This window comes from Pseudoalteromonas sp. B160 (genome assembly GCF_037162485.1).
Lineage (GTDB): Bacteria > Pseudomonadota > Gammaproteobacteria > Enterobacterales > Alteromonadaceae > Pseudoalteromonas > Pseudoalteromonas rhizosphaerae.
Window position 1 is genome coordinate 3,248,039 of record NZ_JARLUX010000001.1, and the last position, 12,831, is coordinate 3,260,869.

A 12,831-nucleotide genomic window follows, 5' to 3' on the forward strand; every position below is an offset into this window, starting at 1 on the left:
ATTTTATTTTTGGAGTTACTATGTCACTAAGCAATCAAGAAAAGATCGATATCATCGCAAAATTCGCACGTGCAGAAGGCGACACTGGTTCACCTGAAGTACAAGTTGCACTTCTTACTTTTGATATCAACAAGCTTCAAGGTCACTTTGCTGATCACAAGCATGACTTCCACTCACGTCGTGGTCTGCTTCGTAAAGTAAGCACTCGCCGTAAACTGCTTGATTACCTTAAAGGTAAAGACATTGCACGTTATACTGCGTTAATCCAAGAACTTGGCCTACGTCGCTAAGAACTAGATTACATAGAAAGGAGCTTTATAGCTCCTTTTTTTGTGCCTGAAATTTCTCACTCTCTCTGTCCACAACAATTAATTCTCTTGAAATATCAAATAAAAGCCACATAGTTAGTGACAGCAAAGCACACTTTTTAGCGCGCCTATTATCACCACTTTTATCTAGGGACTAAGCTCGCAATTTTGCATTACTTTGTTATATACTATGCGCGTAGATAAAAAGGTTTATCTACGCTTATTCACATCATTGCCAATTGTAGTACTTAATTGATTTCCAACTGAATACAATTATGTACTGTAATTGGTACTTTGATGGTAACTTATTAGAACACATTTAAGGAACATTTTAAGTGCAAGCAATTATTAAAGAATTTCAACTAGGTCAACATACAGTTACCCTAGAAACCGGTGCAATCGCTCGTCAAGCAGACGGCGCAGTACTAGCAAGTATTGGCGACACATCAGTATTAGTTACTGTTGTTGGTAAGCGTGAAGCACAACCTGGCCAAGATTTTTTCCCACTAACAGTTAACTACCAAGAGCGTATGTACGCTGCAGGTCGTATCCCTGGTGGTTTCTTAAAGCGTGAAGGTCGTCCTAACGACGGTGAAACACTTATTGCACGTCTTATTGACCGTCCAATTCGTCCACTTTTCCCAAATGGTTTTGTAAACGAAGTACAAGTTATTGCTACTGTTGTTTCTGTTAACCCTGAAATTCAACCTGATATGGTTGCGATGATCGGTACTTCAGCAGCACTTGCTATCTCTGGTATCCCATTCAGTGGTCCAATTGGTGCAGCGCGCGTTGGTTACATCAACGGCGAATACGTACTTAACCCAACGCTAAAAGAGCTTGAAGAAAGCCAACTTGATTTAGTTGTTGCTGGTACTGATAACGCAGTACTTATGGTTGAATCAGAAGCTGACGTACTTGCAGAAGACGTTATGCTAGGTGCGGTTGTATATGGTCATGAGCAATCTCAAGCTATCATCAACGCAATTAACGAATTCAAAGCAGAAGCTGGCAAGCCTACATGGGATTGGGCAGCACCTGAAAAGAACGTTGCTTTAGAAGATAAAGTAGCAGCAATCGCAGCTGATAAAGTAGGCGAAGCTTACCGCATCACTGATAAAGTGGCTCGTAAAGAAGCACTTGGCGTAGCTAAAGACGAAGTTGTTGCTGTATTAACAGCTGAGCTTGCTGAAGGCGAGTCACTAGACAAGCAAGAAGTTGGCAAAGTATTTGGTTCTCTTGAGAAGAAAATCGTACGTGGGCGCATCACTGCTGGCGAAAAACGTATCGATGGTCGTGAACCAGATATGATCCGTGCACTTGACGTAATGACTGGCGTATTGCCACGTACTCACGGTTCTGCAATCTTTACGCGTGGTGAAACACAAGCACTGGTAACAGCTACACTTGGTACAGAACGTGATTCACAGTTAATAGATGATTTAACTGGCACGCACAAAAACCACTTTATGCTTAACTATAACTTCCCTCCGTTCTGCGTAGGTGAAACAGGTTTTGTAGGTTCTCCTAAGCGTCGTGAAATCGGCCACGGCAACCTAGCTAAGCGCGGTATCCAAGCTGTAATGCCTACATTGACTGAGTTCCCTTACTCAATCCGTGTTGTATCTGAGATCACTGAATCAAATGGTTCATCTTCAATGGCATCAGTATGTGGTACTTCACTTGCACTTATGAATGCGGGTGTGCCAATTAAAGCGTCTGTTGCGGGTATCGCGATGGGTCTAGTTAAAGAAGACGAAAAATTCGTAGTTCTTTCTGACATCTTAGGTGATGAAGATCACTTAGGTGACATGGACTTTAAAGTAGCTGGTACTGCTGCAGGTATCACTGCACTACAGATGGATATCAAGATTGAAGGTATCACTCAAGAAATCATGCAAATTGCGCTTAAACAAGCAAAAGCTGCACGTTTACACATCTTAGGTGTGATGGACGAAGCGATTTCTGCACCATCTGAAGAGCTTTCAATGTTTGCTCCACGTATCTACACTATGAAGATACCACAGAAGAAAATCGCAGAAGTTATCGGTAAAGGCGGCGCAACTATTCGTCAACTTACTGAAGAAACAGGTACTACGATTGAAATCGGTGATGACGGTACAATCAAAATTGCAGCAACAGACGGTGAAAGCGCAGCAAATGCAATTAGCCGCATTGAGCAATTAACAGCTGAACTAGAAGTAGGTACTATCTACGAAGGTAAAGTTGTACGTATCGTTGATTTCGGTGCGTTTGTAAACATTCTTCCTGGTAAAGATGGCCTAGTGCATATCTCTCAGATCAGTACTGAGCGCGTAAATAACGTGACAGATCACCTATCTGAAGGTCAAGAAGTTAAAGTTAAAGTACTAGAAGTAGACCGTCAAGGTCGTGTACGTTTAAGTATCAAAGAAGCAATGGAATCAGCTGATGCACCAACTGACGCTTAATTGTTGATATTTAATCCAGATATTCTCTGGATAATATAAAAAGGGCTGTATAGCCTCTTTTTTTATGCTTTAATGAAACCTCTTTGGATAGCACTTGTCCTATCAGTTTGCTACTTATCTTGGTATAAAGGATTTTAATGATACTTAAACACATAGCCTTGGCATCGTTTGCTATTCTGTCTTTAAGCGCCTGTCAATCTACTTCGCAAGCACAACCGACTGCGATTGTGAATGTGCCTTTCACTGCGCCTTTAGCGTCTGATTTTCGTAGTGAAATAGCGATAGCTCGTTATTCTGAATTATTAAATCGTGCTGATCTAGCGCCAGATCAACAAGCAAAATTATTTTATGACCGTGGCGTATTATTTGATAGTTTAGGTATGTCTACCTTGGCGCGGATTGATTTTAATCGTGCTGTGCAATTGAAGCCCGATTTAGCCGAAGTGTATAACTTTTTAGGTATTCACCATACCTTGATGCAACAATTTGAAAAAGCCTATGAATTTTTTGATTCAGCGTTAGAACTCAATGAGCAACACGAATATGCCTACTTAAATCGTGGTATTGCTCTTTACTATGGCGATAGAGCAAATCTTGCAGCGGCTGATCTTAAAGAGTTTTTATCACGTTCGCCAAGTGATCCTTACCGGGTATTATGGCTTTATCTAGCGCAAGCAAGCGCTGATCCTGTGCAAGCTATAGCAAACTTAAAAGCCAACGCACAAGGGCTGGATGATAGTCAATGGGCGTATAGTTTAATATCACTTTATTTGGGCGATATGAGCGAGCAGAGCTTTTTAACAAGTCTTGCCGATGGTGTTAAAACTGAACAAGAATATGCGCAGCGGCTATGCGAAGCTTACTTTTATTTAGCTAAAATATATCAAGCTAAAGGGCTTGATTATCAAGCCGCAGATTTCTTTCGTTTAGCACTTGCCACCAATGTGCATGAGTTTGTGGAATATAAATATGCCCGTTTAGAGCTTGAGTTAATGGCTGGTGAAAACGACAGTTAAATTATTTATTAGCGTTGTTGTTATGCTGAGTTTGGGATATTTACCAAGCTCAGTTAATCAGCATCGCGATATTGCCTTTTGGCATGTAAAACATACCCCAGATTCTATTCTTATTAGTTATTATCGTTTTATTGACGATTTTAATGCTCAGCTTAATTCATTGACTGATGCTACCTTATACTTATTAGCTATAAATGCTGTTACAGATGCACAATTTGCTTGGGCACTGCGGTTACTAACAAATGATCAAGCACAATCGGCTTTACCTTTTTGGCGTGTTAGCGTGGCTCAGCAAAGTGTTGATAAGCGCCGCAGACTCAGTGCATTGTTACTGCAATCAGAACGTTGGGATGATTTAACATCACTGGCAGAGCAACACCTGTTGCCTGCAAGTCATGCGGCAGAACAATTAAAATTACACCATGGCGCCACACCGGCGAGTATTGACCAAAGCTTTGCCAGTCATGAGGGATTTTTATTATCCTTTTCACAGCTGCAAGCGCAACCGCAGTGTCAGTTTAATGTGTTGATGATGACAGATCATCGCCAAGGTTTAGCAAAACTTAATGCATTTAAAATTCGTTATCAACAACACCCCCAACCGAGCTCAGGCAGTTTTTGTTTTAGTAAGCCGATTTATTTAGGGGACTCCATAAACTGCCAACAACAGCCGCAACATGCCGCTAAATGTGATTGGCAGCCTTTAGCTCACAATAAAGCTTGGCCAACGGGCTTTGATTTTATAGTGATGATGACCGCAACTGGCTCAGGCAATGTGCAAGGTGGCATAATGCACTTAAACTCGGCGAGTTATTACGGTTTATTTTTACATGAGCTGATGCACTTTAACGGCTTTGAAGATGAGTATCCATTACCCGCAGCGAAGCAGGCGTGGTTATGTAATCAAAAAGGCTTGGTGGCGCCGAACCTTTTTATTGCCAATGATCTTACACCACCGGCTGGCTGGCAGCTAAGTGATAGCTGTCAAACACCAATTAAAGCATATAAACCAAGTCATAACTGGTCAATAATGCAATATCAACAAATCCCTTTGTCAGTGCATTATCAACAATTATGGTTGCAACAAATTACTGATCCGAGCTATCAACCACTACGATTTAGCGACTATTTTCAGCAATTTAAAGCACCTATGAACTTTATAAACAAAATGACAAAAAAAAATATTGAGGGATAAAGTTGTAAATAATATGCTGTCAGCACTAAAATAGTACAAAATAACAGCAGGTAGAAGGGCTTACTATAGACAAAATCGTCGCTGATCAGTATAACTATATACCTATAAAGCGTTTATTGAAGCTAAAATTAAAACCATCCGAAATGACCAGTACTAAACTAAAACTAACTAGCAGTGTATTGATACTCTTATGACTTCAAAAGGTTTCTCTCTATGACTTTGCTCTGGATACCCCTGTTATCCTTAATTGGCAGTGTTATTTCTTCCTGCACCGGCAAATTGACTCGTAATCAATCTACGAGCTTAACTATGCTAGCGCCTTTATGCGCCTTAGCAATTGCGATTTATCACACGCCAGCGGTTTTAGCGGGTGAGACAATTCGCTTTACCACTCAATGGATACCAGCGCTGGGTATGGAGCTGGCTTTTCGCCTAGATGGCTTAAGCTTATTGTTTATCTTTATGATCTTAGGGATCGGGTTGCTGGTTATTTTTTATACTCGTTATTACCTAAGTAATAATGACTCGATGCCAAAATTATACTGTTACTTAATGCTGTTTATGACTGCAATGCTCGGTATTGTGATGTCGAATAACGTGATTCAACTATGGCTGTTTTGGGAATTAACCAGTATTAGCTCATTTTTGTTAATCAGTTTTTGGTGGCATAAATCAGAGGCCCGCAAAGGGGCACGTATGGCATTAGCAGTCACTGGAGCCGGTGGATTAGCTCTACTAGGCGGCTTACTACTGCTTGGTGATATTGTTGGTAGCTATGATCTAGACGTTATTTTAGCTAGCAAAACATTGATCCAGTCACATGACTTATACGAAGTTGCATTAGTGTTGGTATTGCTAGGTGCATTTACTAAATCAGCTCAATTCCCATTTCATTTTTGGTTACCGCACGCAATGGCAGCCCCAACGCCAGTGAGTGCCTATTTGCATTCAGCGACTATGGTAAAAGCCGGTATCTTCCTGCTTGCACGTTTTTATCCAGCGTTAGCTGGAACAGATATCTGGTTTATTTTGGTTGCCATGACCGGCTTAACAACGTTATTGGTCGGCGCCTACATCGCTTTATTTAAGCATGATTTAAAAGGGCTGCTGGCGTATTCAACCATTAGCCATTTAGGTTTGATCACTTTATTACTTGGGTTAGATACTGAACTTGCCACAGTAGCGGCAATATTTCATATTATTAACCATGCAACGTTTAAAGCATCATTATTTATGGCCACCGGTATTATTGACCATGAAACTGGTACGCGAGATATGCGTAAGCTCAATGGTATGTGGCGATTTATGCCTTATACAGCGACACTGGCAATGGTTGCTGCAGCGGCAATGGCTGGGGTGCCGCTATTAAATGGTTTCTTGTCAAAAGAAATGTTTTTTGCAGAAACCTTACATCAACAAATACTAGGTTCTATGTCGTGGCTTATTCCTGTATTAGCAACTCTAGCGGCTGCTTTTTCTGTGGCATATTCGGCACGCTTTATTCACGATGTATTCTTTAATGGCGACCCAATCAATTTACCAAAAACACCGCATGAGCCTCCTCGCTATATGCGTGTGCCAATCGAAATACTAGTTGTGTTGTGTTTACTAGTCGGTATGTTTCCAAACTTTGTGGTTGATGGTATTTTGTCAGCGGCGTCGCTAGCAGTCCTTGGGGAAGCGACACCACAGTTTAAACTGTCAATTTGGCATGGTTTTAATTTACCATTGCTTATGAGTGCGATGGCTGTCGTGGGCGGTGTATTTATATATATTCAGCGCAAGCACTTATTTAAGTTTCAAGCATCACTACCTCCATTAAATGCTAAAAAAACCTTTGAGCGGTTTGTCTATACGATCATTAAGTGGAGTCAAGAAAAATCAGCAGCACCGAAAATGGTTCTCTGCAACGTTACATTGTTGTGATGTTGGGGGTCGTATTGTTGTGTGCTGGTTGGCCATTGTTTGAAATGAACGCTTTGGCGGGTACTGCGCCACGTACGCCGATCGATTTTCATAATGCCATTGGTGCAGGTTTAATGATCATCGGTGCCATTAGCACTGTGATTTGGCATCGCTCACGGATGGTATCGTTATTGATGATATCAATCGTTGGGTTAATGGTTTCAGTGGCATTTACTCGCTTCTCAGCGCCCGATTTAGCGCTTACACAGTTAACCGTAGAGGTAGTGACAGTCATTTTATTAATGCTGGCATTATTCTTCTTACCGCAACGCACACCTAAAGAGTCGAGTTCATTACGTATTTTACGTGATTTAGGGATTGCCTCAGCAGTGGGGGTGGTTATTGCCAGTATTTGTTATGCATTATTAACGCGTCCGCTTGAGTCAATTTCAGATTTCTTTATCGCCAATGCAAAAACTGGCGGAGGCGGTACCAACGTCGTAAACGTTATTTTGGTTGATTTCAGGGGCTTTGATACTCTAGGGGAAATCACGGTACTGGGGATTGCAGCATTAGGTATTTATAAAGTATTAACTAATTTACCATTGTTTATGCCAGCCAGTGACAGTGAAGGTCGCCCTTGGGCGCGAGAACGTCATCCTCTGTTATTAGCCAGTATTTCACAAAGTTTATTGCCATTGGCGTTATTAGTCTCTGCGTATATCTTTTTGCGCGGTCATAACTTACCTGGTGGGGGCTTTATTGCCGGGTTAGTCACTGCAATTGCCTTTATTTTGCAGTATATGGCTCATGGTTCAATTTGGATCTCTGAGCGCTTTGATGTGAACTATCGAAAGATCATTGCCTCGGGTATCGCCATTGCAATGTTAACAGGGCTAGGAAGTTGGGCATTTGGACGACCGTTTCTAACCACTTGGTTTGAATATTTTGATGTGCCATTTATCGGCAAAGTAGAACTGGCCAGTGCCATCGTATTTGATTTAGGTGTTTACATGACCGTAGTCGGCGCGACCTTAATGATACTCGCAAGCCTAGGTAAGTTAACCGCAGATACACCTAAGAAAGAGGTAAATATTTAATGGAACTGTTATACGCATCATGCGTTGGTGTACTGGTGACTTGTGGGGTGTACTTGATCCTAAGAGCACGGACTTTTCCGGTAGTATTAGGGTTAACGATGCTGTCATACGCAGTGAACTTATTTTTATTCTCTGCGGGGCGCTTAACTATTAATAAAGCCGTCGTGCTTGGTACAGGCACTGACTATGCCGATCCGCTGCCGCAAGCGTTGGTATTGACAGCTATTGTAATTGGTTTTGCAATGACCGCCTTTGTCGTGATTTTGGCAATTCGTGGTCGTGCTGATTTAGGAAATGATCATGTAGATGGTCACTTAGGTAAAATTGAACACAAGGAGCACAAATGATCCAGCATCTAGCTTCTTGGCCAATTTTATTACCTATGCTTGCCGGCATTATTTTACTGTTACCTCCCTGTGGGAAAAGTATTCCTATTCGTCGTGTTGCCTCTGTAGTCATGGCATTATTAAACACTTTCGTCAGTGCGCTATTATTATGGCAAGTTTTCCAGTCAGGCATTATTGTGTATGCCATCGGCGGCTGGCAAGCCCCATTTGGGATCGTGCTGGTTGCTGATTTAGTGTCAGTCCTACTGGTGTTACTAACGTCATTTCTAGGTTTGGCTGTTACTGTTTACAGCTGTATGGGAGATGATGAAAAAGGGGGCTTTTTTCATCCTTTAGTACACTTTTTAGTACTGGGTGTTAACGGTGCGTTTTTAACAGGGGATTTATTCAACCTGTTTGTATTTTTTGAAGTGCTGTTAATTGCTTCCTACTCATTACTAATGCATGACGGTGATAAACACAAAACGCGATCAGCCATTCAATACGTGAGTTTAAACCTGATTGGATCGAGTGTGTTTTTGATTGCACTGGGTATTTTATATGGTGTATTAGGCACCTTGAATATTGCCGATATGGCACAAAAAGTGTCGCAGTTACAGGGCGATGACGTCTACCTTGCAAAAATTGGTGGGTTATTACTGCTGGTTGTTTTTGCGCTAAAAGGCGCATTGTTACCACTGCACTTATGGTTACCCAATACTTACGCTAGTGCAATGCCTGTGGTGGCAGCATTATTCGCAATTATGACTAAAGTGGGTGTATACGCAATGCTGCGTGTCTATACCGTTATCTTTGGTGATGAAGCAGGACAACTTGCACACATGGCACAACCATGGTTGTGGGGCTTGGCCGTTGCAACTATTATAGTTGGCTCCATTGGTGTTGTTGCCGCGCAAGATTTACGTAAGCTCACTGCTAATTTAGTGATTGTATCGGTGGGGACGTTAGTCGCCTTAGTCGCATTACAAAACATTAATGCCACAGCGGCGCTGTTGTATTACTTAGTGCATTCAACCTTAGTGTGCGCGGCATTATTTTTAGTGGCCGACCTGATTGCTCATCAGCGTGGTAAAGTTGCGGATCGTTTTGCGCCAGGACGCGGCGTAGCGCAACCATACTTATTAGGCACGTGCTTTATTATTGCTGCTTTAGCTGTAGTCGGCATGCCACCACTGTCAGGGTTTATTGGTAAAGTGTGGATTTTAAAAACCACCTTAGATAGCGAAAAAGCATTGCTATTTTGGCCTGTTTACTTGCTTGCCAGCTTTGCATTATTGGTCGCATTATCTCGAGCGGGTACTACCTTGTTTTGGGAACGCAAACACCAAGACTGTGAACCGACTGAAGGAGTAAAAGCGCATCCATTGCAGATCACGGCAATAATTGCTTTATTAGTTTGTTTGCCTTTGTTAGTGATCTTTGGCGGCGCAGTAAGTGAATATATGATTGCTGCTGCTACGCAATTGCATGATATTACCGGTGGTATCAATACGGTACTTGGAGGGGGCTTATAATGCGTTTAGAATCACGTTTTCGTTGGTTACCAACACCTTTTCGCAGTGCATTATTGTTTGTCGTATGGCTGCTACTTAATAACAGCGTATCGGCAGGTCATATAGTGTTGGCTGTGATATTCGCTATTTTAATTCCTTTAGTCAGTTTTCCATTTCGCGAACCGCAACCGCTTATTATTAAGCCTGGTTTAGCGCTAAAGCAGTTAATTATCGTGATGTACGACATTATTACCGCCAATATGCAAGTCGCATTGCTTATTCTTGGGCCAGTTAAAAAACTGCGTCCCGCGTTTGTAAAAGTACCAATAGAGCTCAGCCATGCTATGCCTATAACTATTTTGGCAAGCACAGTATCGCTCACACCGGGCACCGTAAGTGCAGAGGTATATCCGATACCTGAATCTCTCGCTGAGGGTGAGCAACCAACGCAGCGTTATTTGCTTATTCATGTATTAGATTTAGATGACGAACAAGCATTGATCGACACCATTAAACAACGTTACGAAGCACCTCTTAAGGAGATATTTCAATGTTAGAAACGGTCTTTTTAATTGTTTTTGCAATGATTGGTTTATCGTTACTGCTTAACTTATGGCGTTTGGTGGTAGGCCCTTCGGTACCTGATCGCATTTTAGCGCTAGATACTATGTATATTAATACCATAGCGTTAATTATTTTATACGGTATGAGTATGGGCACAGGGTTGTATTTTGAAGCTGCACTGTTAATCGCGATGCTTGGCTTTGTAAGTACAGTAGCGGTATGTAAGTACTTGTTACGTGGCGACATCATCGAATAAAGGGTAATAACATGATCAGTGAATGGATAGTTTCTATATTATTATTAATCGGTGGTGCATTTATATTAATAGGCTCGATAGGCCTTATCAAAATGCCGGACTTTTTTATGCGTCTGCATGGTCCTACAAAAGCAACAACCCTTGGCATGGCTGGAATGCTAATCGCCGCGATGGTATTTTTTAGTAACACGCAAGATGGCGTTAGTGTCAAAGAATTATTGATCTCAATTTTCTTATTGATCACCGCACCGATCAGCGGTTACATGCTAATAAAATCAGCAATACACCATAAACTAAAAGCTAAGGATGGCACCAAAGGTTTGGATAACATCGAAGACGATTAATTTTTTGAAGATTGAAGATTGAAGATTGAAGATTGAAGATTAATATCAGCCCGTTAAGTTACTTTAACGGGCTTTTTATTCACGATTTTTATTTGTACACTCAAACCTATCATCAACTGCCATCACTTATAAATGCTAAAACATAAAAAACTTATTATCGCGTGCTTGCTGATATTATTGCCGTTGCTAGATAGTTTATTTATACCAACGGCTTTTGGGCTGCAATGGCATAATGCAAAAAGCATGTATTTACTCAGTGCTTATATGATGCCGATTAAATTAATATTGGTGACTATCGGTGGCTTTTTGTTAGCAAGCCACGGTCATCCCCATCATGACGAGCCCCGAGTTTGGTATGCTAAATTATTTGATATCAGCTTTTTTATATTGGCAGGGATCCAATTTATTGTCCTAGCAATCATTAGTGCATTGTATCTAGTGGTTGGCACTCAAGCCGACGACTACCGGCAACAGGGGAATATTAGTGTGTATACCTCGGATGTTGGCGCGTTTGGCAAAGCAACGCATTATTTTTCTTATCAATGCACTGATAAAAATGGCTTTTATAGTTTAACACCGATAGCCACCCTCGATTGGTTAGGGTCGTTCACATTTAGTGAAAAAGCGAATACCTTAATCATCAAGCATGACGATCACAGTGGTAAAGGCGAACAAATTAAACCAATAGATATCAGTGGATTTGGCTGTAAATACTGAGTTGTACCCAGCAACTTTGGGAAAAGTTGCTGGATGAGACGGCCTACTAGTTAGAGTTCTGATTATTTTATCTGTATCTCGACATCTTGCCCTGTTTGTAAACGTTCAGCACCACGCACAGCCACGTTATCTCCTGCATTTAAACCGTTATCTGCAATTGGCGAGACTTCGACAAGTGGCCCTTTTCCACTGCCAACGGTTACAGGTATTTTTATCGCTTGACTTTTCGCATCAATTTTAACCACATGTATGCCTTGCTTACGGATGATTAACGCATCTCGATTTACCAATAATACCGGATTTTTGCTGGTCAATGGCACGGTTACATCAACAAGTTGGCCAATTGCCCAAGCGTGTTGTGCATCTGCTTGTAAATTGGCGCGTATTTCAACTGTCTGAGAGCGTGGATCTGTAGATGGAATTACCGCAGTTATTATTGCTGCAGCTGTTTCTGGTTGCGATAAGTCACCCGCTTTAATGGGAAGTTCTATGCCTGTTCGTAAATATTTTAAGTATCTAACGGGTACATATATACGTACTTCTAAATGATGGATATCAAGTAGCGTAAGTAACTCATCAGCACGGTTTATTTCACGACCTGCGCGCTTAAAGCGCTCGCTTACAACGCCAGCAAATGGCGCACGAATAGTTGCTCTTGTTAGTTTGTCATCGATTACTTTAAGTTCGATCTTCGCAAGTGCTATGTCAGAGCGAGCCAGATCGTGCTTATTTTGCACTTCTTCTACTTGGCTTAGTGCGGCGCTGCTAGATTTTTCTAACTCTTTTAAGCGTTTTAGGTCTTGTTGATATAAACGTAAATTAATATTAGCGCGATTGAGCATTTCTTCTTGGCGTGCTTTATCTAATTCTAAAGGTAAGGTATCCATACGAACTAAAATATCATTTTTCTTAATCACGCTGCCAGGCTCGGCAACATAGATAAGACGGCCACTAATGCCTGCTGTTAAAGTAACATCGTCTTTGCCAAACAGTGTACCATTAACTTCTATTTCACTGGTTAACGGCGCTTTAGTGACCTGTGCAACAGTCACAGGAATAACGGCAAAAACAGGTGCTATAAATAAACAGTTACATAGGATGAAAGACTGCATGGCTAGTTTAATTCTATTCATGAT

Annotated in this window: 11 protein-coding genes and 1 pseudogene; 11 read left to right on the forward strand and 1 reads right to left on the reverse strand. The window is 41.5% G+C overall.

The window, feature by feature from the left end:
- Positions 1-20 precede the first annotated feature (20 nt).
- The 11 genes and pseudogenes from rpsO (at position 21) to P4S61_RS15330 (ending at position 11,695) form a co-directional block, all read left to right on the forward strand.
- The gene (rpsO, locus tag P4S61_RS15280) at positions 21-290 is read left to right on the forward strand and encodes a 30S ribosomal protein S15 (RefSeq protein ID WP_016707659.1); all 270 of its coding nucleotides are present in this window, start codon (positions 21-23) and stop codon (positions 288-290) included.
- Positions 291-643: 353 nt separating this feature from the next.
- Entirely contained in the window at positions 644-2,758 is a 2,115-nt protein-coding gene (pnp, locus tag P4S61_RS15285) for a polyribonucleotide nucleotidyltransferase (RefSeq protein ID WP_337118581.1), read from the forward strand.
- Between the two features lie 137 nt (positions 2,759-2,895).
- Positions 2,896-3,774, forward strand: a complete 879-nt coding sequence (nlpI, locus tag P4S61_RS15290; RefSeq protein WP_182731379.1) for a lipoprotein NlpI — start codon at positions 2,896-2,898, stop codon at positions 3,772-3,774.
- Positions 3,758-4,969 (forward strand): hypothetical protein, encoded by a 1,212-nt coding sequence (locus P4S61_RS15295; protein ID WP_182718694.1) that lies wholly within the window; start codon positions 3,758-3,760, stop codon positions 4,967-4,969. Before nlpI ends, P4S61_RS15295 begins: the two co-directional genes overlap by 17 nt.
- Before the next feature lie 213 nt (positions 4,970-5,182).
- A pseudogene (locus P4S61_RS15300) lies at positions 5,183-7,974 on the forward strand (monovalent cation/H+ antiporter subunit A).
- Positions 7,974-8,321, forward strand: a complete 348-nt coding sequence (locus tag P4S61_RS15305; protein WP_145240450.1) for a Na+/H+ antiporter subunit C — start codon at positions 7,974-7,976, stop codon at positions 8,319-8,321. Before P4S61_RS15300 ends, P4S61_RS15305 begins: the two are co-directional and overlap by 1 nt.
- Positions 8,318-9,835 (forward strand): monovalent cation/H+ antiporter subunit D, encoded by a 1,518-nt coding sequence (locus P4S61_RS15310; protein WP_337118582.1) that lies wholly within the window; start codon positions 8,318-8,320, stop codon positions 9,833-9,835. Before P4S61_RS15305 ends, P4S61_RS15310 begins: the two co-directional genes overlap by 4 nt.
- A complete protein-coding gene (locus tag P4S61_RS15315; RefSeq protein WP_145240454.1) occupies positions 9,835-10,371 on the forward strand; it encodes a Na+/H+ antiporter subunit E in 537 nt (178 codons plus the stop codon). Before P4S61_RS15310 ends, P4S61_RS15315 begins: the two co-directional genes overlap by 1 nt.
- On the forward strand, positions 10,365-10,634 hold the full coding sequence (locus P4S61_RS15320; RefSeq protein ID WP_016707651.1) for a K+/H+ antiporter subunit F: 270 nt from the start codon (positions 10,365-10,367) through the stop codon (positions 10,632-10,634). Before P4S61_RS15315 ends, P4S61_RS15320 begins: the two co-directional genes overlap by 7 nt.
- 11 nt (positions 10,635-10,645) lie before the next feature.
- Entirely contained in the window at positions 10,646-10,978 is a 333-nt protein-coding gene (locus P4S61_RS15325) for a Na+/H+ antiporter subunit G (RefSeq protein ID WP_145240456.1), read from the forward strand.
- 132 nt (positions 10,979-11,110) lie between these two features.
- Entirely contained in the window at positions 11,111-11,695 is a 585-nt protein-coding gene (locus tag P4S61_RS15330) for a hypothetical protein (protein WP_337118583.1), read from the forward strand.
- A gap of 62 nt (positions 11,696-11,757) precedes the next feature.
- On the opposite strand, the gene P4S61_RS15335 is transcribed toward P4S61_RS15330, so the two are convergent.
- Entirely contained in the window at positions 11,758-12,828 is a 1,071-nt protein-coding gene (locus tag P4S61_RS15335; protein ID WP_246175619.1) for an efflux RND transporter periplasmic adaptor subunit, read from the reverse strand.
- Positions 12,829-12,831: the final 3 nt, after the last annotated feature.